The 23,863-nt window shown below is 67.4% G+C and carries 21 protein-coding genes and 1 pseudogene; 11 read left to right on the top strand and 11 right to left on the bottom strand.

Annotated features, from left to right (window positions below; all coding sequences use genetic code 11):
* Nucleotides 1–23: 23 nt before the first annotated feature.
* The 5 genes and pseudogenes from AC3ITN_RS05735 to AC3ITN_RS05715 form a co-directional block, all read left to right on the top strand.
* Complete coding sequence (locus tag AC3ITN_RS05735; protein WP_313343501.1) at nucleotides 24–929, top strand: LysR family transcriptional regulator ArgP; 906 nt, start codon at nucleotides 24–26, stop codon at nucleotides 927–929.
* A 113-nt stretch (nucleotides 930–1,042) separates the two neighbouring features.
* Complete coding sequence (locus AC3ITN_RS05730; RefSeq protein ID WP_313343498.1) at nucleotides 1,043–1,621, top strand: hypothetical protein; 579 nt, start codon at nucleotides 1,043–1,045, stop codon at nucleotides 1,619–1,621.
* Between the two features lie 147 nt (nucleotides 1,622–1,768).
* Nucleotides 1,769–3,547: a malate dehydrogenase (quinone) gene (gene mqo, locus AC3ITN_RS05725; RefSeq protein WP_489392323.1), complete on the top strand. Its 1,779-nt coding sequence runs from the start codon at nucleotides 1,769–1,771 to the stop codon at nucleotides 3,545–3,547.
* A 326-nt stretch (nucleotides 3,548–3,873) separates the two neighbouring features.
* Complete coding sequence (locus tag AC3ITN_RS05720) at nucleotides 3,874–6,039, top strand: TonB-dependent siderophore receptor (RefSeq protein WP_489392322.1); 2,166 nt, start codon at nucleotides 3,874–3,876, stop codon at nucleotides 6,037–6,039.
* A gap of 207 nt (nucleotides 6,040–6,246) precedes the next feature.
* Nucleotides 6,247–6,342: pseudogene (locus tag AC3ITN_RS05715) on the top strand (GntR family transcriptional regulator); the annotation flags it as partial.
* Between the two features lie 31 nt (nucleotides 6,343–6,373).
* Here the strand turns inward: AC3ITN_RS05715 and AC3ITN_RS05710 are convergent.
* From AC3ITN_RS05710 to AC3ITN_RS05670, 9 genes are all read right to left on the bottom strand, one after another.
* Entirely contained in the window at nucleotides 6,374–7,657 is a 1,284-nt protein-coding gene (locus AC3ITN_RS05710) for an MFS transporter (protein WP_489392321.1), read from the bottom strand.
* 80 nt (nucleotides 7,658–7,737) lie between these two features.
* Entirely contained in the window at nucleotides 7,738–8,409 is a 672-nt protein-coding gene (locus AC3ITN_RS05705; RefSeq protein WP_489392320.1) for a class I SAM-dependent methyltransferase, read from the bottom strand.
* A 176-nt stretch (nucleotides 8,410–8,585) separates the two neighbouring features.
* On the bottom strand, nucleotides 8,586–9,314 hold the full coding sequence (locus tag AC3ITN_RS05700) for a DNA-formamidopyrimidine glycosylase family protein (RefSeq protein WP_313343458.1): 729 nt from the start codon (nucleotides 9,312–9,314) through the stop codon (nucleotides 8,586–8,588).
* Complete coding sequence (locus tag AC3ITN_RS05695; RefSeq protein ID WP_489392319.1) at nucleotides 9,307–10,038, bottom strand: DUF72 domain-containing protein; 732 nt, start codon at nucleotides 10,036–10,038, stop codon at nucleotides 9,307–9,309. The genes AC3ITN_RS05700 and AC3ITN_RS05695 overlap by 8 nt, the downstream gene beginning before the upstream one ends.
* 12 nt (nucleotides 10,039–10,050) lie before the next feature.
* Nucleotides 10,051–10,485, bottom strand: coding sequence for a pyridoxamine 5'-phosphate oxidase family protein (locus tag AC3ITN_RS05690; RefSeq protein ID WP_313343453.1), 435 nt, complete (start codon nucleotides 10,483–10,485; stop codon nucleotides 10,051–10,053).
* A 132-nt stretch (nucleotides 10,486–10,617) separates the two neighbouring features.
* Nucleotides 10,618–11,997: a hypothetical protein gene (locus AC3ITN_RS05685; RefSeq protein ID WP_489392318.1), complete on the bottom strand. Its 1,380-nt coding sequence runs from the start codon at nucleotides 11,995–11,997 to the stop codon at nucleotides 10,618–10,620.
* Between the two features lie 88 nt (nucleotides 11,998–12,085).
* Entirely contained in the window at nucleotides 12,086–15,139 is a 3,054-nt protein-coding gene (locus tag AC3ITN_RS05680; RefSeq protein WP_489392317.1) for a TonB-dependent receptor, read from the bottom strand.
* Between the two features lie 93 nt (nucleotides 15,140–15,232).
* Nucleotides 15,233–16,300 carry a FecR family protein gene (locus AC3ITN_RS05675; RefSeq protein ID WP_489392316.1) on the bottom strand — a complete coding sequence of 356 codons (1,068 nt, stop codon included), beginning with the start codon at nucleotides 16,298–16,300 and terminating at the stop codon, nucleotides 15,233–15,235.
* Nucleotides 16,297–16,788, bottom strand: coding sequence for an RNA polymerase sigma factor (locus AC3ITN_RS05670; protein ID WP_489392877.1), 492 nt, complete (start codon nucleotides 16,786–16,788; stop codon nucleotides 16,297–16,299). Before AC3ITN_RS05670 ends, AC3ITN_RS05675 begins: the two co-directional genes overlap by 4 nt.
* 171 nt (nucleotides 16,789–16,959) lie before the next feature.
* On the opposite strand from AC3ITN_RS05670, the gene AC3ITN_RS05665 reads away from it, so the two are divergent.
* Together AC3ITN_RS05665 and AC3ITN_RS05660 are read left to right on the top strand one after the other, a co-directional pair.
* Nucleotides 16,960–17,280, top strand: a complete 321-nt coding sequence (locus AC3ITN_RS05665) for a metalloregulator ArsR/SmtB family transcription factor (RefSeq protein ID WP_313343443.1) — start codon at nucleotides 16,960–16,962, stop codon at nucleotides 17,278–17,280.
* A gap of 30 nt (nucleotides 17,281–17,310) precedes the next feature.
* Nucleotides 17,311–18,720 (top strand): DUF2867 domain-containing protein, encoded by a 1,410-nt coding sequence (locus AC3ITN_RS05660; RefSeq protein ID WP_489392315.1) that lies wholly within the window; start codon nucleotides 17,311–17,313, stop codon nucleotides 18,718–18,720.
* Between the two features lie 120 nt (nucleotides 18,721–18,840).
* Here the strand turns inward: AC3ITN_RS05660 and AC3ITN_RS05655 are convergent, their stop codons facing one another.
* Both AC3ITN_RS05655 and AC3ITN_RS05650 read right to left on the bottom strand, forming a co-directional pair.
* Nucleotides 18,841–19,965: a metallophosphoesterase gene (locus AC3ITN_RS05655; protein WP_489392314.1), complete on the bottom strand. Its 1,125-nt coding sequence runs from the start codon at nucleotides 19,963–19,965 to the stop codon at nucleotides 18,841–18,843.
* 128 nt (nucleotides 19,966–20,093) lie between these two features.
* Nucleotides 20,094–20,561 carry a DUF1801 domain-containing protein gene (locus tag AC3ITN_RS05650; protein ID WP_489392313.1) on the bottom strand — a complete coding sequence of 156 codons (468 nt, stop codon included), beginning with the start codon at nucleotides 20,559–20,561 and terminating at the stop codon, nucleotides 20,094–20,096.
* 165 nt (nucleotides 20,562–20,726) lie between these two features.
* Between AC3ITN_RS05650 and AC3ITN_RS05645 the strand changes: the two genes are divergently transcribed.
* The 4 genes from AC3ITN_RS05645 to AC3ITN_RS05630 all read left to right on the top strand — a co-directional run bounded on the left by AC3ITN_RS05645 (nucleotide 20,727) and on the right by AC3ITN_RS05630 (nucleotide 23,799).
* On the top strand, nucleotides 20,727–21,296 hold the full coding sequence (locus tag AC3ITN_RS05645) for a TetR/AcrR family transcriptional regulator (RefSeq protein WP_313343432.1): 570 nt from the start codon (nucleotides 20,727–20,729) through the stop codon (nucleotides 21,294–21,296).
* 61 nt (nucleotides 21,297–21,357) lie between these two features.
* The gene (locus AC3ITN_RS05640) at nucleotides 21,358–22,476 is read left to right on the top strand and encodes an MBL fold metallo-hydrolase (RefSeq protein ID WP_489392312.1); all 1,119 of its coding nucleotides are present in this window, start codon (nucleotides 21,358–21,360) and stop codon (nucleotides 22,474–22,476) included.
* 167 nt (nucleotides 22,477–22,643) lie between these two features.
* A complete protein-coding gene (locus AC3ITN_RS05635; protein WP_313343428.1) occupies nucleotides 22,644–23,369 on the top strand; it encodes a hypothetical protein in 726 nt (241 codons plus the stop codon).
* 28 nt (nucleotides 23,370–23,397) lie between these two features.
* Entirely contained in the window at nucleotides 23,398–23,799 is a 402-nt protein-coding gene (locus AC3ITN_RS05630) for a hypothetical protein (protein WP_489392311.1), read from the top strand.
* The last annotated feature ends 64 nt before the right edge of the window (nucleotides 23,800–23,863 follow it).

Raw genomic sequence — 23,863 nt, 5'->3', positions numbered from 1 at the left:
CATCTTTAGCGGAACTTAAGACGATGCGTATCGACCATGCCCAGCTGCGGGCGCTGGCGGCGGTGATCCGGGAGGGCAGTTTCGAGCGGGCCGCGCAGTCGCTGAATGTCACGGCGTCGGCGGTGTCGCAGCGGGTCAAGGCGCTGGAGGACCGGATCGGCCGCCTGCTGGTGAAGCGCTCGTCGCCCGCGGTGGCCACGCCGGAAGGTCAGGTGCTGGTGCAGCTGGCCGAGCAGACGGCGCTGCTGGAGCACGATGCGCTGCATCGGATGGGTATCGCGGACGAGGACCTGCCGCATGCGAGCATCCCGGTGGCGGTCAACCACGACAGTCTGGAGACGTGGTTCCCGGAGGCAGCGCTGAATTTCGCGCGGCAGACGGGGACCACGCTGGACCTGCGTTCGGAGGACCAGGACCACACGGTGGCGCTGCTGCGCCAGGGGGCGGTGCTGGGGGCGGTGACGACGCTGGACGAGCCGGTGCAGGGCTGCCAGATCCATGCGCTGGGCAGCATCCGCTACGCGGCCACCTGCACGCAGGAATTCCACGACCGCCATTTCGCCAAGGGGGTCAACGCGCAGTCGCTGGCGCAGGCACCGGTGCTGGTGTTCAACCGCAAGGACGACATGCAGGCCCGCTTCGCGCGGCGGCTGGCCGGCGACGACCTGCCAATGACCGCGCCAACGTGGTGGATTCCGTCGACGCGGGCGTTCGTGCAGGCCAATCTGGGCGGGCTGGGCTGGACGATGAACCCGCTGCCGCTGGTCAAGCGCCATCTGGAGGCCGGGCGGCTGGTCCTCATGAAACAGCGCGCGTGGGAAGACGTGCCGCTGTACTGGCAGCACTGGAAGGGCGATGTGCAGACGATGGCCTTGTTGACCAAGGCGGTGCTGGCGGCGTCTGGGACGCTGGTGCGCAAGCGCCGGTGATTCAATGCCAACGGCCAAAGCGGCGCGGCTGGATTGCTGCGGCTTGGCCCGGCTCCACACCCTCACGACGCTTGGAGCGGCACGATCACAGCGTCAAACTGCGGGACAGAGCGATGGAATCAGATCCGGTCTACCTGCATATCCGGGTGGTGCTCAGCATCATCCTCGGCCTGAGCATCACCACGCTGGTGAAGGGCCTGGCCTCGATCATCGAGCATCCCGCGCGGCGCGGGGGCTGGTCGGGCATCCATCTGTGCTGGGTGCTGTGGACGCTGGTGTCGGTGGTGACGTTCTGGTGGTGGGAGTTCCGTCTGGGCGAGGTGCGCCACTGGACCTTCGGGCTGTACCTGTTCGTGATCGGCTACTGCGCCAGCTGGTACATGCTGTGCGTACTGCTGTTCCCCGATGACCTGCGCGAGTACGGCAGCTACGAGCAGTACCTGCTGCAGCGCCGCGGCGGCTTCTTCGGGATGCTTGCCCTGGTGACCCTGCTTGACCTGGGCGACACCGCCATCAAGGGGCACAGCCGCTGGCAGCTGCTGGGCGAGGCCTATCCGGTGCACACCGCGATCATGCTGGTCATCGCCGGGGTCGGCATTGCCAGCCGATCGCGACGCGTCCACCTGGCGCTGGCCGCGCTGGCCCTGGTGTACCAATGCGGCTACTTCCTGGTGGAGTACTTCACCCTGTAGCCGCCCGCGCGATGCTGCGTTGCACCAAATCCGTACCATTTCGGGATAAAATCAGGACACCAGGATGCGCCAAGAGCTTGTTTCTTCACGCTTCTTCCCCAAAGCGTCGTCATCCTGCCCTCATCTCCCCACATGAAGAGAATTCCCATGACGAAGTCGTCTGGAACGAATTCGGACGCCGCGCAGCGGCAGCCCGAAGGACGCCCGGCTCGGAAAACCGGGTTCAGAAGGTTTGGCAAGGTCGTACTCGGCCTGTTCGTGCTGCTGCTGATCGCGGCGGCCGTGTTCCTGTATTGGCCCCTGCACCAGCGCTCGGTTCCGGCCGCTGGCAACGACAAGCCGGTTGACGTCGTGCTGGTCGGCGGCGGCATCATGAGCATCACCCTGGCCACCTTCCTGCAGGAGCTGCAGCCGGACTGGAACATCCAGGTGTACGAGCGCCTCGACGGCGTGGCCCTGGAAAGCTCCGATGGCTGGAACAATGCCGGTACCGGCCACTCTGCCTTCGCCGAATTGAACTACACCCCCGAGCTCCCGGACGGCAGCATCGAGACCAAGCGCGCGGTGGGCATTGCCGAGCAGTTCGAGATCTCGCGCCAGTTCTGGTCGCACCAGGTCAAGGAAGGCCGCCTCAGCCAGCCCTCGGACTTCATCAACCCCACCCCGCACATGAGCTTCGTGTGGGGCGATGACAACATTGCCTACCTGCACAAGCGCCAGCAGGCGCTGGTCCGCAATCCGCTGTTCTACGGCATGCAGTACTCCGAGGACCCGGCGCAGATCAAGGCGTGGGCACCGCTGCTGATGGAAGGCCGCGACCCGAACCAGAAGGTCGCCGCCACCTGGATGCCGCTGGGCACCGACGTCAACTTCGGCGTCATCACCCGCCAGCTGACCGCCGGCCTGCAGCGCAACCCGAACTTCAGCCTGCACCTGCAGCATGAAGTCGGCGCACTGCGCCAGAACGACGACAGGACCTGGAACGTGACGGTCAAGGACCTCACGTCCGGCACCGAGTCCACCATCAAGTCGCGCTTCGTCTTCATCGGGGCCGGCGGCGCCGCCCTCAAGCTGCTGCAGCTGTCGGGCATTCCGGAGTCCAAGGACTACGCCGGCTTCCCGGTCGGCGGCCAGTTCCTGGCCTTCAAGTCGCCGGCCATTGCCGGCCGCCACAGCGTCAAGGCCTACGGCATGGCCGAAACCGGCTCCCCGCCGATGTCCGTGCCGCACCTGGATGCGCGCAAGCTGGACGGCAAGCCGGTGGTCCTGTTCGGCCCGTTCGCCCTGTACAGCACCAAGTTCCTCAAGCACGGCTCCTGGTTCGACCTGTATTCGTCCGTGAACCACAACAACGTGGCCGGCATGCTGGACGTGGGCGCCGAGAACCTGGACCTGGTCAAGTACCTCATGGGCCAGGCCCGCTTGAACGACGACGACCGCCAGGCCGAACTGGTCAAGTATTTCCCCAACGCCAAGCGCGAGGACTGGACGCTGGTCACCGCCGGCCAGCGCGTGCAGATCATCAAGCGTGACCCCGAGAAGGGGCCGGTGCTGCAGTTCGGTACCGAGATCGTGACCGACAAGGACCACACCCTCGCGGCCCTGCTGGGTGCCTCGCCGGGTGCATCCACCTCCCCGCCGATCATGCTGGACCTGCTCAAGAAGGCCTTCCCCGAGCAGATGGCCGCCGGGTGGGAAGCCCGCCTGAAGCAGATCGTCCCGTCGTACGGCCGCAAGCTCAACGACAGCCCGGCGCTGACCAACGAGATCCGCCGCCAGACCAGCGACGCCCTGCGCCTGCCCTACCTGGACGTCCCCGGAGAGACCAGCCCGGCCGTGATGCTGACCGCCCCGGCCACCCCGGCCACCCCGGCGGCCCCGGCCAAGGAAAAGCGCAACGCGAATGAGGAATTGCAGGCGTTGTAAGTCTGTTCCGGCGCCAGCCACGCAGGGCGTGGCTCTACGAAAGAAAACCGGCTCTCTGGCCGGTTTTTTTTTGCTTGTACCGGCCGCCCACAGGACGCCGTCGGGGGCGTGGGGCGGTAGGGGGGTAGCGGGACCTTGAGCAGCATGGATGCTGCGATGAGCCCCATGGATGGGTTTACGCGCGTCCCGCTACCCCCCTGCCGCCCCACGCCCCAGCACTAAACAGGAAGACGCCATGACTAAAGCTCGTTAAATTATTGTAATTAGAATGCGAACGATTTACATTTGCGTCCCGATGTGAACAGCCCACCTCTTCGAGACCCTCCATGTACCGTCGCGACCTCCTCCCCCGTTCCCTCCGCCGTGCACCGCTTGGCCTGGCCCTGCTCTCCGTGCTGTCGCTCGCCTCGCCCCTCGCGATGGCCGAGACCGCCGATGCCGCCAGCGATGCCAAGACCCTGGACCAGGTGAACGTCGTCGGGACCCAGCGCACACCGTCCAGCACCACCCGCCTGCCGATCACCCTGCAGGAAACCCCGCAGTCCACCAGCGTCATCGGCCTTGAGCGCCTCCAGGACGAGTCCCTGTTCTCCATCAACGATGTCATGCGCAACATCACCGGCGTCAACGTGTCCTTCTACGACACCCAGCGCCCCCTGTATTACGCGCGCGGCTTCACCATCACCGACTTCCAGGTGGACAGCCTGCCGACCTACAGCGGCTCCACCAACCAGGAATATGACACCGCCTTCTACGATCGCATCGAAGTGATCCGCGGCGCCAACGGCCTGCTCAGCGGCGCCGGCATCCCCTCCGCCACCGTCAACCTCCTCCGCAAGCGCCCGGGCAAGGAATTCGACGCCTCCTTCGCCGTCAGCGCCGGCAGCTGGGACTTCCGCCGCATGGAAGCCGACGTCAACGCCCCCCTGACCGCCGACGGCCGCTTCCGCAGTCGCGTCGTTGCCGCCTACACCGATCGTGAGCTGTATTACGACCGGTACAAGGAAGACAAGATGGCCGGCATGGCCGTCCTCGAAGGCGACCTGACCGATTCCACCACCGTCACCGTCGGCTACCAGCGCCAGGACAACAACCCGGTCGGCTCCACCTGGGGCACCGTTCCGTTCTTCAACAGCGACGGCACCTTCGCCCACCTCCCGCGCGAAACCAACATGGCCCCCAAGTGGAGCTACTGGCAGCGCGAGACCAGCACCGCCTTCGCCAACCTCGAGCAGCGCTTCGGTGAGAACTGGCTGCTCAAGCTCAACACCGCCTACACCCGCGGCAACGTCCAGAACGTACGCGTCTACGGCAGCGGTTACCCCGATCCCGTGACCGGTGCCGGCACCTACCTGCTGGCCGGCGCCGGCGATGCCGAAGACACCCGCAAGGGCGCGGATCTGTTCCTGTCCGGCACCTTCCCGGCCTTCGGTCGCGAACACGACGTCGTCGTCGGCGGCAGCTGGTCCGACCTCGAAGCCACCACCTGGACCCTCACCTCGGTGGCCAGCTGGCGCTACAACATCCCCGACATCCGCACCTGGAACGGCGACATTCCCGAGCTGACCGCCAGCCGCACCGGCGCACGCCGCATCGCGCGGACGAAGCAGAGCGGCGTGTACGCCTCCACCCGCCTGCGCCTGGCCGAGCCACTCTCGCTGATTGCCGGCGCCCGCCTGAGCCGCTGGGAAACCATGACCCGCGCCTACAACGCCGCCGGCACTTACACCGGCACCAGCGGCCAGTACAAGGTGACCGACGAGGTCACCCCGTACGTCGGCCTGGTCTACGACATCGTTCCCGACTTCTCCGTCTACGCCAGCTACACCGAAATCTTCAACCCGCAGAACTACAAGGACCGCAACGAGAACCTGCTGGCGCCGGTGGAAGGCTCCAACCTGGAAGCAGGCGTCAAATCGCAGTGGTTCGACGGCAAGCTCACCGCCAACGCCGCCATCTTCGAGGCCAAGCAGGACAACTACGCAGTGCGTGACATGAGCCTGCCGGACGGTTCGCTCAGCGACGGCAGCTCCGCCTACATCGGCGTGAACGGTACCAAGTCGCGCGGCTGGGAAATGGACATCAACGGCGAGATCCGCCCGGGCTGGACCGTCAACGCCGGCTACACCCACGTCAAGGTCACCCGTGCGGCCACCGACATGATCTACGCCAACCTGCCGGAAGATTTCCTGCAGCTCAACACCAGCGTGCGCCTGCCGGGCGCGTTCGACCGCCTGACGCTGGGCGGCGGCCTGTCGTGGCAGAGCGAGGTCGAGGGCTACAACATTCCCTACCCGCTGGGCGGCACCCGCACGGTGAAGCAGCCGGCGTACATGCTGGTCAACGCGCATGCCAACTACCGCATCAGCGACAGCTGGACCGCCACGCTGAGCGTGCGCAATGCACTGGACAAGACGTACTGGGCCAACCTGGACTACAACAACTACGGCGAACCGCGCTTCGTGTCCTTCAGCCTGCGCTGGAAGTACTGATCGGGAATGCCGGCTGGGTGATGCCGGATGGGTTACGTCGACGGGGTAGAGCGGACTGTTAGTCCGCTGCTCGACCGACTGGGTAGAGCGGACTGTTAGTCCGCTGCTCGACCAACCGGCAGACCGCGACGCATCGGACCACACATTGCCGCGTAAGGCAGCGGACCAACAGTCCGCTCTACCCCGTCGCACCTGGCCATGTAGCGGCACCTGCTGAGCCAGGGCCAGGCGCTGGCCGCGTATGTGGCGGCGGGTGGGCTGTTGAATGTCCCCGCGCCGTTGCCCACCGAAGGCGGCACGTGACCTGAACCGCGCAGCCACCCATGGGGTGGCTCTACCCGGTCGGGCGGGTTTCGCGCAGACCCCACAACACCGGCAGCACCAGCGCGGCGACCACGGCGATCATCGCGCCCGGCGCGGCGGCCCAGCCCGTGTGGCGCACCAGCAGTTCGGCCAGCAGCGGCGTGGCACCGCCGAAGAACGCGGTGGCCATCGTGACGCCGAGTGCCAGTCCGCTGAGACGCCCTTCGCCGGGGAACTGCTCCGCCGTGGCCGGCGCCGCCACCGCGCTGACCCCGCCGGCCAGACAGGCCAGCACCACGGCGGCCATCGCGACCTGCACCACACTGCCCTCCGCCATCAGCCCGAACATGGTCAACGGCAGCAGTGCCGACAACAGCGCCAACCCGATCAGCACCGGTCGTCGCCCCACCTTGTCCGACAAGGCTCCGGCCAGCGGGGTCACCGCGATCACGGCGACCGCCGCCACCGTGGACAACCACAACGCCTGCGATTCGCTCACCCCGCCGGCGGAGCCCAGGAAGGCCGGCACATAGGTGATCCCCACGTAGTAGGTGATCGAACCCAGCGCGGAAATCGCGAACGTGCGCGCCACGGCAGCCCGATGGAAACGCCAGGTATCGCGGATCGGCGAGGTCGGCACCGTGCCTTCGGCCTGCTGCCGCTCGAACTCCGGCGATTCGTGCATGGTCGATCGCGCCAGCAGGATCACGCCGGCCAGCAGCGCGCCGACGAAGAACGGGATGCGCCAGCCCCAGCCATCCAGCTGCGCCGTGCTCAGCAGCGCCACGGTCAACGCGGACAGCGCAACCGCGAGCAACGCCCCCACCTCGCTCGCCGCCGAGGCCAGCGAAGTGACCAGCCCACGGCGGCGCGGCGGTGCGGTTTCCAGCAGGTAGGCCACCACGCCGGTGTACTCGCCGCCGACCGAGAACGCCATGACACAGCGCAACAGCAGCAACAGGACACCGGCGCTGGCGCCGATGCTGTCGAAGGTGGGCAGCAACGCGGTGGCCAGCATCGCCGCCGTCATCAGCGCCATCGACGCCAGCAGCATGTAGCGCCGCCCGAAGCGGTCGCCCAGGTGGCCGAAGCACAACGCACCCAGCGGGCGCATCAGGTACGACACCGCGAACCCTGCCAGGGTCGCGAGCAGAGCACTCTCGCCACCGCCGAAGAACACCCGGGACAACACCGTGGCCAGGTACAGGTACAAGGTGAAGTCGTACCACTCCACCACCGTGGACAGGCCGGCGACGATCATGGAGCGGGTGGGCGTGGCCGAGGCAGGCCGGGGCGCGGGGTCTGGATGGGTCATGGGCCAGCAGCCTACCCGTGCAGACCTCCACGCGGTGTCATGGTGGATCCGGGTTCGCCTGGGACACGCATGGCGTGTCGCTACGCGTGGGCGACCGGGGCGTGCCGCCAATAGCGGAGCAGCCGCCCGCGTCCCGGCGATGCGCTCTCCTCGTCGCCGAAGCCGCCGACCTCCTCCATCTCGTACCCCTGCGCGGCCATCGCGCGGGAGAACCCACCCAGGTTGCCGCGCCCCGGATCGGTGAGCAGCAGCTCCGCGCTGGGCTTGGCGTGGCGCTCCATCATGGCCGCGATCTGCACCCCATGACCGCGTTCGTACAGCACATCACTGCCGATGATCAGATCGAACCGGCCCAGCGTCGCGTCAGGCAGCTCCCACGGCAGGTCGCGGTAGTGCACCGACGGCAGGTCGTTGAGGCCGGCGTTGTAGGCCAGGAACGACTCGGCCAGCGGATGGTGGTCGCTGGCCACCACGTTGGCACCCCGGTGGGCCAGCACCAGGCTGGACAGCCCCAGGCCGCAGCCCAGTTCGAGGATGCGCTTGCCGGCGATGTCGAGCTGGCTCATCGTCTCGGCGAGTACCCGCCCGGCCGGCCAGACCTGACCAAACAGACTCCACAACGACGAATGGATGCCGACGCGCTCGGCCCGCCCGGTGGGGTCGGCGAACTGCTGCAGGTCGCTGAGCGCGCGGATGCGGAAGTCGTGGCCACCGACCGGAATGGTGAGAATGCGGGTGGTATAGCCCGGCATGTGCGCTCCATGAAACACGGTGAGCCTGCCCGACAGCACTGACGGACGGCTCGAAGGAAGGAGCGAAGCGGGCGACCGGGACACGGCCGCGCAGGACGCGCGAAACGGCGTGGGACGACCTGATCCTACAGGACCGCCGCCGCGCGCCCTTCACCCGTCAGGACACGCTGCGCCAGTCAATACCGGACCTGGCAGTTCGGGCAGAAGAAGGTGCGCCGCCGGCTGTTGCCGGGATAGGTCTTGGACACGGGGCCGCCACAGTTCGGGCAGGTCCGCTTGGTATGGATCTGCCAATGCGCGCGCAGCTCGAACGCACGCTTCCACGCCAGGAACGCGAAACTGTAGTCGCGGGCATCGGCAATGACCCTGCCGAGCACACGCGGCGGCAGATCACCGACTGTCGACTCTGGATGTACGCGCTGACGGAACAACACTTCGTTCTTGATGATGTTGCCGACGCCAGCGAACAGGTCCTGGTCAAGCAGTGCATCGCAGATCAACGTCTCCGGCTGCTGCTTGAGCCGACGCCGCGCCAGCCGCGGATCCCACGCATCGTTCATCACGTCGGTGCGCCAGTCGTAGGTGTCCTCCAGCGGGCCTTCGATGTACTTCACCGACGAGGCATAGATATTGAGCTCACCGGTGTCGAACTGCAGCGACACCCGCGGCGGCGACGGTTTCCGTTCGTCGATGCGGTAGCTGCCGAACATCAGCATGTGCACGCGCAGGCTGAAGCTGCTGAACTGGATCAGGAAGTGTTTGCCCCAGCTGCGCAGCGCCACCACCCGCCGTCCCTCCATGCGGGTGAGGTCCAGGCTGCTGTTGCCCACTGCTCGACGCACCGTCTTGCCGCGGAACTTCGCGGCCGCCTCGCGCAGGATGACGATGGAAGGACCTTCAGGCATGTGCGGCAAGCGCCTGCAGACGCAGCGCATTGGGAACGGCAAACCCGTGCGCGGTGTTGTCGAAGATGACCCACGCCGGTGCCGGCGTCTCCCGCAGCTGCGTGGCCAGGCGCATCAACGCGGTATCGTCATACTCGCTGTAGTACATCCGCGGGGCGCCGTGCCAGCGCCAGTAGTGCCACGCCGATGCACCGCCCGGCTGCGCTGCCGCCGCCACCCGCGCCGGATCAACCCCCGCGCGTGCCACGCCGTAGCGCAGCAGCATCGCATCGGCGTGGGCGGTGAACCAGCTGGCATGACGCGGCTCGCAGACCAGCGGCACATCGCTGCGCCGCCGCAGCGCGCGGAAGAAACTGGACGCGCGACGTGCATCCAGCACCAGCGATGGCGGCAGTTGCAGCAGCAGCCCGCCCAGTCTGCTTCCGAGCGCGGCGGACTCTTCCAGGAAGAGGTCCAACACTGCGCCGACCCCAACCAACTCCGAGTCGTGCGAAATGGTCCGCGGCAGCTTCACCGAGAAGCGGAACCCCGGCGGCACGCTGGCGGCCCAGCGTGCATAGGTGGCGGGCTTGTGCGGCCGGTAGAATGACGAATTGATCTCCACCACCGGGAAGCGGGTCGCGTAACGCGCCAGCATGCTGTCGCCGGGACCGAACAGGTCGGCATAGCGGCCCGGAATGGACCACCCGGCGCACCCGACCAACGGCATGGAGGTGGTCGCCATGAGAGCGTGGGCTCAGATCTGGATCTCGCCCTGGTCCTCGCCATCCCAATAGTGGATGCGATGGGCGTGGACATGGATCAACACGATCCCCGGGGTATCGATGCCCTGTTCGAACCAGCGCTCCAGGCTCTTCTGCCAGTGTTGGCGCATCACTTCCTTGTCCCGGACCAACCGTGCCTTGCCCTGGACGAATACGAACAGCGGCGGCTTGCCGAGCAGGCCCTTGCTGCCGGTGAAGCTGAGCGCGACCTTTGGATTGGCCTGCAGCTCGCGCACCATGTCGGTGCTCTCGAACGAGAAGAACCAGCTGTCGCCGTCGTAGTCGACGTCGCCATTGTTGCTCATCGGCCGCCCCGCGATCTCACCGTTATCGGCGAAGGTCTGCAGCATGGTGAAATCGATACCGGCCATCTTCTTGGCCAGGTCGTGCAGGGTCAGCGTGGTCATGGGCGGCTCCGCGATGGGTTCGTGTGCCGCCAGCGTCGGCGCGCGGCCGTGATCGGCCCGTGCAGGGGGAATGTCGCGGTGTTCACGGCGGGAACCGCGACTGCACGGAACGGTGCGACGTGCGGGAAGGCATCATCGGCCGATGAACACCGGGTTGGAATGGAACCACAGGTCCTGCCACGGATCCTCGCCCTTGGCGTCGGCCAGCGGCGTCGGCTCGTCGGTACTGCTGCCACGCGCGCGGACGAAGCCACCGCCGGCCGGCGCGGGCAGCTCCCAGGTCACCTGCACCCATGCGCCCTGCTGCTGCCACGCGGTCGCGGTGAAGCGGCGCGTCTGCATGTCCGGGGCCTGCCCACCGCCGGTGTCGCTGCCAACAATGAGCTGCAACTGCCGCAGCTGCGGACGTTGCCCGGCCGCGTTCACCCCGTCGGGCTGACGCACGCGCAGCTGCACCCGCAGCGGCGTACCCGGCTGCACGGCCACCGTATCACCCATGCGCCCCACGGCACCGCTGCCATCGGCCGCCTGCACCGTGAGCTCCAGCGCATCGATCAGATCGCCGGTCACCGCGAACATGCGCCCGCTCCGGAGCCCCGCGAGAATGTCATCGACCTCCGGTCGCGCCCACACGTAGGTCCTGCTGTACTCGCCCGGATCGAAGTCGCTGCCGCCGTCGCGAACGTTGACGTGCGAATCGGAACTGGCCGTGATCCAGAAGTGCGTGCCGGCCACCAGCATCTGGTCCCATGCACCGCCCACCTGCGTGGTCATCTGGTCGAAGCCGCCGAACGTGGGTGCGGCCGCGTTGCGGTACAACCCGCGCTCGGTGCGGGTGGCCTGGTGCCCGGGAGCACCTTCCATGCCCACCAGCACCTGTGGCGCTGCCGCATGCCAGGCCTTCAGTTCGGCAGGTTCCACTTCACCCCACTGCCCCACGCCGGTCGCCGTGCGCGAAGGATGGTTGATCAGCATCAACGGCAGCGGCGTCAGTCCGCGCAGGTGCGCCAAGGCATCCAGCATGTGCTGGTGCGTATCGCGCGCGCCCTCCTGCAGCGGCTCGCCCCGGCTGTAATCGCGCTCGATCGTGACCAGCTGGTCGTTCTCCTGCGGCCCCGGCGCGATGATCAGCGACGCATGCTCGCCGGCCGGCACGTCGAATTCCATGCCGTTGAACTGGATCACCTCGGGTACCGCCTTCCGGGCCTGCAGCAGCGCCGGGTAGGCATGGTCGCGAGTGACCGCCGAATGCCCCGGGCCGCCGTGATCGGTGTGCACCATCCAGCGCAGCCCGAAGTGGCGCGCCTGTTCGGCATTGCGGGTGCGGGAATAGGACGAGTCGCCGCCGCGGATCGGCGTGGGTGGTGTCGTGCTGCGGTCCCAGTCCACGCTCCACTCGCTGTGTACATGGTGGTCGCCGGGCTGCCACTGGCGGCCGAGGTCCGGGTCGGCGTCGGCCGCCGCCGTCATGACCGGCGCCGCAAGCAGCGCCAGCAGAAATACGTTGTACATGGTCGTGTTCCTGTCAGCGGCCCGTCTGCCTGCCACCCCGATGGGAGGCAGGCAGCGCGGGCCCTGCGGGCATGTGCCCGCCGGGAGATCAGAAGTCGGCGCGCAGGCCCAGGCTGATGCGGCGGCCCGAAGCTTCGTACATGGTCGGGAACGACGGATCCATGGTGTAGCCGCTGGTGATCTCGTTGGTCAGGTTGATGCCCTTCAGGCTGAGCTTGATGTTGTCGGTGACGCGGAAGCCGATCGAGACATCCATCTGGCCGTAGGCATCGCGCCAGATCGGGTACATGTCATAGCCGATCGACTCGACGTACTCGTCCTTGTGGTTGTAGGAGATGCGCGCGTCGAAACGGTCGTTCTCGTAGTAAGCCGTCAGGTTCCAGGTCTTCTCGGCCAGGCCCGGCATCGGGGTGCGGATGCCCAGGTCGGACTCACCGGCCAGCGAGCTGTCCAGCACCGTGTAGTTGGCGTTCACGCCAAAGCCTTCCAGCATCGGGTGGAACATGCCCAGCGGCAGCTGTGCCACCAGTTCCACGCCGTCCACCTGGTAGGAGCCCTTGGCGTTGACCGGCTGGTACACATCGAAGTCGAAGATGCCGTTGAGCGTGCCGTTGGCGTTGTACACCGCCACGTCCTGCACCACGCCGGTGAGCGAGTTGATGACCACCCCGTCGATGTTCTTGCGGAAGTACGACGCGGCAAACAGTGCCCCGTTGTCCAGGTACTTCTCCAGGCCCACTTCCCACTGCTTGGCATAGGTGGGCTTGAGCTCGGGGTTGCCGTCGGTGAAGCGGTACGAGCTCCAGCTCGCGGTGCGCTTGTAGGCGATGTCGGTCAGCGCCGGGCGCATCATGGTTTTGGATGCCGCCGCACGCAGCAGCAGCCCCTGCGCCAGTTCGGCGGTCATGTTGAAGCTCGGCAGCAGGTCGTCATAGCTGCCGTCCTTGGACACCGGGGTGTCGGTGTAGCCGGTGCTGCCGTCCGGGCGCTGGATCGGGTGGTAGCCGAACGAGGTGACGCGGGTATCGACGTAGCGCGCGCCGGCGTTGATGTTGATCGGCACCTGGCCGATATCGAAGGCGATATCCGCCATCGCATACACGCTCATGACCTTCTCATCGACCTGGTAGTACTGGCCGGCATCGAACGGGGTGTAGAAGCCGTCGTAGCGGAACGCGCGGCGCGCGTAGTCATTGGACACCTGCTGCCAGTCCAGGTCCTTGATGGTGTAGCCGCCGCCCGGCACGATGTCGCCGATCGACTGCAGCGGGCTGTCGGCCATCGTGCGCGTGTTCACCCACGCGCTGCTGCCCGCCGTCGGACCGGTGATCTTCAGCTCGCCGTACTGCCGTTGCTTGGAGCGGTCGGTGTAGCGCGCACCGAACTTCACGTCGCGCAGGGCCGGCAGAAAGGCCAGGTCCAGCATGCGGGTGACGTTGACCTGCGCGGCGTACTTGTCGTCGTCCACCTTCTCCAGCGTGGTTTCATAGGCCTCGAACAGGTACTTGTCCGAGGCGTTGTACATGTCGAAGCCGCCCGGTGTACTCGGGATGGTTTCACCGCTGCGCCCGGTCCAGCGGGTACGCGAGGGCGCATAGGCGACGTGCTTGAGGTTGGAATAGTCCGACGTCTTCTCCGCGCCCGAGTAGCCGGCCATCGCGTCCACGTACCAGTCCTGGCCCTTCCAGTCCAAGGCCACGCTGTACTGGCTGTAGTCGGTCGTGTTGATGCGCTCCTTGCTCAGCATCTCGTGCTGGGTGGCGGTGTAGGACACATCGCGCAACACCACCATGCCGTACTCCGACAGGGTGCTGGCGTCGTACTCGTGGATGGTGGCCAGCGTGCTGCGGCTGGAGGCCGAGTAGGCCGCCGCATCGTATTCGTCTTCGGTGGAATCGTAGCCGCCGAGCATCGCGTCGAAGGTCAGGCTGAAGGTGCTGCTGGGCTTGTACTGCAGCGAAGCGGTGGCGCCCCACTTGTCCTGCTCGTTGAGGTAGACGCGGTCGCCGACCTTGTCCTGGAACACCACCAGGTTGGTCTCATCGGTGTTGTTGCGGTTGACGATGTTCACCCCGGCATCGCGTGCCAGCACCGCCTGGGCCTGGGTGCCGCGCGTGCCCGAGGCGCTCAGAAACCGCGACATCGGGCGGAAGTTGATGCCCGACGTGGAGTCGGTGCGGTTGGTGCGCTTGGACTGCGAATACGACACCAGGCCACCCCAGTCGCCCCAGGTATCGGCGGCCAGGAAGGCGAAGCGCGGGTCCACCTCTTCGGAGATGCTGTTGTGCGCGCCTTCGGCCGACAGCACCAGCTTGCGCTCCTTGTAATCGAACGGGCGCGCGGTGGTGATCTTGACCGAACCGGCGATGCCCCCCTCCTCGTCCGCCGCCGTCGGCGACTTCTGTACCGTCACCTGCTGGATGATTTCGGAGGCGAACATGTCGAACTCCACGTCACGCCCGCCGCTGCCCGACGCAGTAGCCAGGTCGTTGATCGACACATACGTGTATTCCGACGGCAGGCCACGCACGTTTACCTTGGTGCCCAGGCCCTTGCTGCGCTCGATGGTCACGCCCGGCACGCGCTGCAGCGCCTCGGCCAGGTTCTGCTCCGGAAAGTCGGCCACGTCGGTGGCCACGATCGAATCGGAGAAGCCGATGTTGGCGCGCTTGAGGTCCACCGCCTGTTCCAGGCTGCGGCTGTAGCTGCCCATGACCTGGATGGTTTCCAGGTTCTGCGGGCCCGCGCCGGCGCCGGCCTCGGCCACCATCGGCTCAGCAACCCCTTCGGCTGCCCCGTCCGGTGCGACGCTGCTGGTGGCCGGCGCGGTGGCAGCGGCCTCGCTCTCGATGGTCACCGTGGTCGCGTTGAGGTAGCGGTAGCGCAGGCCGGTACCGGCCAGCAGCCGGGACAGTGCGGCGTCGGCGGACAGGCCCGCCGGAACCGCAGGCGTGCGCGGGTTGCCGGCGGCCTGCGCGCTGTACACGAACTGCAGACCGGTCTGGCGCGACAGCGCGTTGAGTGCCATGTCCAGCGGCTGCGAGGCGATGGCCTCGGTGGCGGACCGGCTGGGCTCGGCGGCGGCCGAGGTGGCGGTGACCTGCAGTGCAAGGGCGATCGAGAGGAACAGAGTGCGGCGCATCGTGGTATCCAGTGAGGGAATGGCGGTGGTCGCGGAACAGGTGTGTTCCTGCATTCCCCTACTACGAGGGCGCAGCGCGCGGATCGGGCACCGCTATTTCGATGAATTTTTTTTGACAGCGCCTTCCGCCTCCACGCGCATGCGCACATGGATGCCATCTGCCTGCTCCTGCGTCTGCAGGGTCGGCTGCTGGTCCAGGAACGCGCGCAGCGATCCCAGATCATCGCCATGCAGGTTGCCGGTGAGGCGAAGCGCACCGGCCTCGTCACTGATCTGCAGACGCACCGCGTTGCTGCGGTTGAAGCGGTCGGCCACATCGCGCAACGGCTCGTCGCGGAACACGATGCGGCCCTGCCACCATGCGGTCATGCTGGCGGCATCCTCGTCGCGCAGCTGCACGCGCTGGTCGCGGTAGTCCACCTGCGCAACCTTGCCGGCCGACAGATCGGCCAGCAGGCGCCCGCGCCCGCTGTCGCCGCGTACCTGCACGCGCCCTTCGCTCACGGCGATGCGGGCCTGCTCGCGCAGCAGCGAGACATCGAAGGTGGTGCCGATATCGGTGACCTGCAGACCGCCGGCATGCACCGCGAACGGACGCCGGTCGGCGGCAACCACGAAGCTGGCCTGGCCACGTTCCAGTTCCACCCGGCGATCGAACAGGCTCATCCGCACCGACAGTTCGCTGTCGGCGTTGAGATGCACCACGCTGTGGTCGGACAACAGGATCTGGCGTGGCGCGCCGTGTGCGGCCACGTAGTGGGTGGTCTGCGGCCATGCCAGCGGGGCAGCGATGCCCACCGCGAGCAGCAGCGCCGCCGCCACCGCCATGCCCGGCAGCCGTCGGCGCGGGCGCGGCGTGGGCGTCGCGTTGGCTGACCCGGTACGGCGCAATGGCAACGCCACCACGTTGTCGGGCACGCTGCCGGGTGCCGGTGCCGCAAGCAATGCGTCCAGATCGATCGGCATCGTGCGCAGCGCATCGCCCAGCGCACCGGCGACCTCGCTGATCGCCAGGTACTCGCGCAGGTGATCGGGCGACACCAGCAGCCAGTCCATGAAGGCGCGCTGCTGTGCCGGCGACACGTCACCCTGGCGTTGCACTGCATGCCAATGAGCGGCGGCCTGGGTCAATGCCGAAGGGTGCAAAGAAGGTGCGCTCATCGCGCTTCCGCCACATCGGCCATCGCCCGGCGACACACCGAAAGACCGCGCACCACGTGCTTCTTGACCATGTGCGACGAGACACCCAGGCGCTCGGCGATCTGCTTGTAGCTCAGCCCGTCGCGGTACTGCATGACCAGCACCGCGCGGGTATGTTCGGGCAGCGTGGCCAGCAACGCCTGCAGGCGCTGGCTGCGTTGTTCGCGTTCGGCGGCATCTTCCACGCATTCCCCGCTGGCCAGGCCCTGGCCCAGCTGTTTGATGTCCTCGATGGGCAGGGTCGCCCAGCGCCTGCGGCTGGCCTGCTCACGCGCCAGGTTCAGCGCCACGGTGAACAGATACGCCTCCGGGTTGGCGATCGACTCGCCTGGTCCCTCATGCGCACGCAGCAGACGCAGATACGTCTCCTGCACCAGGTCCTCGGCGTCCTGTCGCGCCCCCCGGCGCACGAAGAACCCCCGAAGCACCGGCGCGTGTTCCACGAACATCCGCGCCAGCCGCCCTCTTGCCTGCTCGGCCACTCTGCCGCCCCACCCCTGAAGTGCGCGCAAGGTAAGCGCTGCAGATGACGTGACGGTGACGGTGGCGGCACGCGGGGGACTTGACAGCGTGCCGGCCGGGGAACACCATCAGTTAACGAATTAGTTAACTGATGGATCATGGACCGCATCTTCGAAGCCCTCGCCTCCACCGCCCGCCGCCAGATCCTGGCCTACCTCAACGGCGGCGAACTCAGCGCCGGCGAGCTCGGCGAGCGCTTCGACTTCAGCAAGCCGGCGCTGTCCAGCCACCTGCGCATCCTCGAGGACGCCGGGCTGATCGAGCGCGAGAAGCGCGGCCAGTTCGTGTATTTCCGCCAGGTACCGGACCGGTTGACCAACACCCTGTTCGCCTGGGCCGCCGAGGTCTGCCCGGTCGGCGGGCCGCTGCAGCGCGAAAGCCGCGCCCGCGCCAAGCGCAAGCCCACCCCTGCCACCTGAGCCCCTGCGCCCCGCCACAAGGAGACCGGCATGCTGGACACCCACCGCGTGAGTCGTTCGTTCCCCAGCATCAGCCTGCCGTCACATGGCGACGGCGCTCCGGTGGAAGTGGCGCTGATCACCCAGCTGGGAATCGGTGCGGGCGACCAGCTGCTGCGCGACGCCGGCATCCGCCAGGCGGCCCACCCGGCCTTCGTCGACGCGCTGGACGAGCCGTCGGCGCGGCTGGGCGGCATGCACCTGGCCCACGGCGACGCCTCCTCGCTGTATTCGTTCTCGGTGGGCCGCCAGGGCCATCCGTTCCATCGCCATGCGGGGCCGCGCATGTTCACCGCCATCGCCGGCAGTGGCGGTGCGCAGCTGCGCTTCTCCACCGCCTCCGACGCACAGCTGCAGCGTGACCCGGCCGCCTTCGTGCATGCACTGCGCTGCGTCGACATTCCGCCGGATTGCCTGTTCACCGTGCGCTTCGGCAGCGGCACCTGGCACCAGTTCGTCTCGCGCCACCCACGCCATCCCGCGCTGTTTGCCCTGTCGTGCCATGCCGACGAACGCAGCGGGGCATTGACCGCCGAACAGCGCGCGCGGATCGACGCCGACAGCGCGGACATCCCCTCGCTGACCGATACGCTGCCGCCGGTGCTGCAGGACCTGCTGGCGAAGACCGATCTGTCGCGCCTGCCGGTGGTCAGCCTGTCGCTGCAGTCACCGGCGCGTTCGGCACTGGCGGGCCTGTGCGCGCGCACCCGCGACCTGGTAGGTGCGCTGCGGGTGCGGCTGGCGCGGCTGCGGCCGGCGCACGGTTACATCGGGCGCAGCGCGGCGCGCCACCCGGTGCAGGCGCAGCGCGATGCACCGGCCGATTCGCTGCTGCAGCAGGCGCTGGCCGAGGGTATCGACCACCAGGACTACAACACCCTGACCCTGCCGCCGCACCTCACGGCCAGCCACTCGGCCAGTGCGATGCTGGAAGCGGTGCTGGAAGGCTTCGTGCAGAACCCGCCGCCGAGCGTGGGCCGGATGATGGCGCTGCGCAACGTGCTGGTGGCGCCGCTGCGGCTGCGTACGTCCCCATTGGGCTGCCCCGTGTCGTCGCTGTTGTCGAACGACCGCAGCACGTTGTTCGCCGGGCGCTTCCCGGTCCACGCGCAGCGGGTGGATGCCGCCGACCGCAGCGCCGAAGTGCTGCTGGGCGCCGACGACCGCCACCTGCGCTTCCGCTCCTGCGTCCGCGTGCAGTTACTGGAGAATGGCGCCGCGGTGATCGCGCTGGGCACGCGGGTGCGCACGCATAACCGTTTCGGCCGCTTCTACATGGCCGCCATCGACCACGTGCACCGCCGCCATATCAGCCCGGCGATGCTGCGCATGGCCGTCGCGCACGCGCTGGCACCCGAGCTGGTGCAGGCCACCAACCGGCCTGAGACGGCGCTGGCCTGAACGCGCCGCTTGAAAACGCGGACCGGATGCGGACGTACAGATCTGGACCGGCAGGTGCGGACTGGCAGGTGCGGACCAGTAGGTGCGGACTGGTAGGTGCGGACTGTTAGTCCGCACACCTTACCGACGGCGCAACGTGATCAGCGTGATCTCCGACGGCACCCCGATGCGCGCGGCGAAGCCCGGCCACAGTCCGGCGCCGTTGCTCACATACAGCGTCATGCCGTCCACGTCATAGCGCCCGGACACATAGCCACCGTTCGCGCGCTTGACCAGCTGGTCCATGCCGACGATGTGGCCGCCGTGGGTGTGCCCCGAGAGCTGCAGCTTCACGCCCTGCGCGGCATTGGCTGCTGCGGCGCCGGGTCGGTGATCGAGCAGGATCACGGGCGCCTGCGGATCGGCCCCGGCCAGCGCCGCCTTCAGGTCCGGCATCGGCAGCCGGTAATTCACCGCGACCGGGTCGGTGACGCCGGCAATGGTCAGCACCGCGCCGTCGCGGGTGACCTGCGTGTGGCTGTTCTCCAGCACCTGCATGCCCAGCCCGCGGAACGCCTGCATCCACTGCGCATACTGGGCGTAGTACTCATGGTTGCCGGTGATCGCGATGACGCCATCCGGTGCCTGCAGCTCGCCCAGCGCGCGCACATCATTGGCGCGGGCACTGACGCTGCCGTCCACCAGGTCGCCGGTGATCACCACCAGGTCCGGCTTCAGCGCGTTGCTTTCAGCAACCACGTCAGTCACCCAGTCGCCGGTGAGCAGGCGGCTGGCGTGGATGTCGGTGAGCTGCAACACCCGGTAGCCGTCGAACGCGGCCGGCAGGCCGTCGATGGCCACGTCGATCTGGCGGACCTGTGGCACGGCCATGCCCTGCTGCACGCCATACACCCCAAGTACCAGCGCGAACACGGCCGCGACGGGGCGCAGCCATGCGCGACGCAATCCGTCGGCCACACGCGAGAGCCGCAGCAGGCGCGCGCCGAGCAGCAGCGCATCCAGCAGCAGCAGGAACACCGCCACCAGCAGCAGCGCGGTGAAGCCGCTGGCCAGCACCGCAATGGCGGCCTTGGGAATCTCGGGCGAGGCCATCGTGCCGGCAAACCGCGCCACGATCCGATGGTGCAGGGCCAGTGACAGCACCAGCAGCCCCAGCGGGCCGCGTACCGAGACCGGCATCCGAAGCGGCCAGATCAGCCGCCAGACCACGTACAACGCAAGCACCACTCCAACAACACTCAGCACAGGCAATTCCAGTTTCGATGGGGGATGCACGGTCGCGGGTGGCGATCGTGCAGCGCACCATCTTTGCCGAAGTCGGCGAGCGGTGCCACCGCGTAGCGATGGAAATCTGGGTTGCGAGGGACGTAGCGCTACATGCGCTCGCCCGGAAGACGGCTGGCCTGCTTCACCCAGCGGGTGAACTGCGCCTTGTCCAGTGGCGCGTCTTCCACCACATGCAGGTAGCGGGTGTCCTTGCTCTTGGAGGGCTCCGGCGGCACCGGCGTCAACGCCGCACCGCGAAAGAACGCCACCTTGATGTAGCGCGCATAGCAATGCAAGCTGAGGAACCAGCCGTCCTCGCCGGCAGCGTAGAGCGGCGAGTTCCACTTCACCGCCTTGTGCACGCCCGGCACCGCCGCCACGATCAGCGCATCCAGCTGGCGCGCCGCCGCCTGCTTCCAGCCCGGCACCGCGGCCATCCACGCCTGCACCGACGCGTCGCCCTCGCCTTTGGGGATCTGCGGATTGCCGCCGGCCAGCAGGCGTTGGCCTGACGCGGTGGCGTTCGTCCCCTTGGCGGCGGATCGGGTGGTACGCGAAGTCTTGGTCGTGGCCACGGCGATTCCCAGCAGGACGTTCCGCCTTATAGATCGGCACGGCCGGGTTTTCAAATGCCGGCGCGGGCCCTTTCGCCTGAACGGTGACCCGCTCACCGCTCTGCAGCGCTTGCGCCGGGGCCGCGCCGGGCCTATAAATGAGCAACCACTCAGCTAACTAGTCCGATGGCCCGCCCGCTCAGCGACGCAAAACGTACCGCGATCCTCGACGCCGCCGCCCAGCTGGTGGCGACGCAGGGTGTGGGTGCGTCCACGGCGCAGATCGCCAAGGCAGCCAAGGTCGCCGAGGGGACGGTGTTCACCTATTTCGAGACCAAGGACGCGCTGCTCAACGCGCTGTTCGTGCGGCTCGAGGAGCGTCTCGCATTGGCGGTGGGCGGCAGCTTCCCCGCTGGCGCCGATGTCCAGGAACAGCTTCGGCATGTCTGGAGCGCGCTGCTGGTATGGGGCGCCGCGCACCCGGTGGACCGCATGGCGCTGCGCCAGCTGAAGGTATCCGAGCGCATCACCGAGTGCACCCGCAGCCATTGCGCCGGTCTGTTCGGCACCACGCTGCAGACCCTGGAAGCCAGCCTTGCCCGCCACATCGACCCCGACCGCATTCCGTTCTATCTCGGTCGTGTACTGATCACCCTGCTCGAAACCACACTGGAAGCCATGGCCGCCCAGCCCGACCAACGCGATGCCCTGCAGCAGGCCGGTTTCGACCTGTTCTGGAAGGGCATTCAACGTTGATTTCTTTCTTTTAATTAATGAGTGCGTGCGCACTCATTTACCGCGTATTCCAAGGAGGCGCATGCGCATCCTGCCTGTACTCGCTGTCGCCTTCTCCCTCACCGTGCTCATCGGGATGACCCTTACCGTGCCTATCGCCTCTTACGAAACCTCACCGCAGCGCACCGACGACCAGTTCACCAATGCCACGCCCAAGCCCAAGGACACACTGGGCAGCATGGCCAAGATCTTCTGGGAGTTCCTGTTCAACCGCCCGCAGGGCACCACCCCGCCGCAGGTGCCGCCGGTACGTTCGCTCACCGCGCAGGCGCTGGCCGACGCGCCGGACCGCAGCGTGTATCGGCTGGGCCATTCCACCCTGCTGATCAAACTGCGTGGCGGCTGGTGGCTGACCGACCCGGTGTTCTCCGAACGCGCCTCGCCGGTGCAGTGGATGGGCCCGAAGCGCTTCCACGCCCCGCCGATCACGCTGCAGGACCTGCCGCCCATTCGTGGCGTGCTGCTCTCGCATGATCATTACGACCATCTCGACCGCTCCACCATCAAATACCTGGCCACGCGCGCGCAGGTGTTCCTCGCCCCGCTGGGCGTAGGCGACCGCCTGATCGACTGGGGCGTGCCGCGCGAACGCGTGCGCCAGCTGGATTGGTGGGACGAAACCGAGGTGGATGGCGTGCGCTTCGCCGCCACCCCGGCCCAGCACTTCTCCGGCCGTGGCCTGCGCGATGGCGACCGCACGTTGTGGGCCTCGTGGGTGATCCTGGACGATGACCTGCGCGTGTTCTTCAGCGGCGACACCGGCTACTTCAATGGCTTCAAGCGCATCGGCGAACGCTACGGTCCGTTCGATGTCACCTTCATCGAAACCGGTGCGTACGACGCCAAGTGGCCGTTCGTGCACATGCAGCCCGAACAGACCGTACAGGCGCACCAGGACCTGCGCGGCACGTGGCTGGTGCCGATCCACAACGGCACCTTCGACCTGGCCATGCACCGCTGGGAAGAACCGTTCGAGCGGGTCAGCGCGCTGACCGCGCAACGCGGCATCGCGCTGTCCACGCCCGTGATGGGCGAACGCCTGGACCTGGCCGCACCACATGCGGGCACGCCGTGGTGGCGCGCGGTCAACGCCACCGCGGCCGTCGAGGGCAGCGGTGTGGCGGCGGGCAGTACGCGCTGATCGCGCGGCTCCGTGTGGCGGCCTGCCTTCGCGAGAATCGGGCCGCCCCCACCTGCGTGAACTGGCTTGCAGCCGCATGGTGTGTCCGCGATATCATCAGTGACTGACCCCGCACCCTGCCGGCTCTGCTCAGGAACGAGCCGCTTACACTTCAAGGACACCGCATCATGCAGATCGACCCCAGCCTGATTCCCGCCAACGGTTGGATCCCCGCTGGCCTGCCGGAGTTTCCGTGCTGCCCGTGCCCGCAGCTGGACGACCTGGCCGAGGTCGGCAGCGACGCTGCGGATATCGATACGCTGGTCGAGTTCCTGCAGGGCAGCTTCGCCAGCACGCTGTACGCGTTCGGCCAGGTGCTGCGCACGCACCTGCCCGCGCAGGACCTGCGCGTGGACGCGGCCGATATCGGTACGCTTTACCAAGGCGCTACCAATGCGATCCTCCACCACGGCAACCTGATCGTGGACGGCGACCTGCAGCCGCCGTCGATCCTGCTGGTCACCGGCAACCTCACCGTCAACGGCGTGCTGCGCGACACCGGCAAGGTGGCGGTGATGGGCGACCTGCGCTGCACGCACGTGGGCTCGGAAGCCTGGTTCATCGTTGGCGGCGACTGCGTGGCCGAGGGCTTCGTGTACGGCTCGTACAACGACAACATGTTCGAGGTGCTCGGCAAGCTGCACGCCCGCGCGGTGGTGACCGACGACCACGCCATGTACGCCGAGGACGGCATGGTCGTCGCGCATGAACCTGCCCAGCCGGGCGTCAACTGGGAGGCCGAAGTATTCGACCTGTGGGACCCCGCGCACTGCGAGGAGCTGCTGGCCGCCGTGGGCACCGACATCCATGCAGTGGTGCCGGCCAGCAAGTTCGTGCAGGAAGAAGAGGCCTGATCCGATGCCACGCAACGTGGCTGTCGCCATGCTGTTCGTCCTGTCAACCGCTACGCCGCTGGCGGGGACCGCGCAGGACGCTGCCACCGATGACGTGGCGGTGCGCGCCAACGCCCAGCGTGACGCCGAGGACATCGCGCAGGCCCTGCTGGAGGTACGCGCTGACAAGGTGGAGCTCGACTGCCCGAAAGCGGTGGAGAACGCCCGCTACGGCGTGGAAACCATGCTGGACGTTGGCGAAAAGAACGTCAGGGGCGGTTACATGAAGGCCGAGCAGTTCAACACGGCCGCCGTGCCGCTGCGCGCGTTGCTGCCGCAGCTGACCGTGGCCGACTGCGAAGCTGCGGACGGCAACAAGCGCGCGTTCTACCAGTGCATGTCCGACGACTACAACCATGTACTGGCGTGCGGGAAGGCGCATCCCTACTAAGCGGCGTCGTGGATCAGAAGCTGCAGGACCACCGCGCCAAGACCGCGTTGGAATCAACGCCTTG

The organism is Stenotrophomonas sp. KH_036_B, from assembly GCF_057839485.1.
Note: the sequence above shows the minus strand (reverse complement) of the source record. Positions and strands in the feature narration are given on the sequence as shown.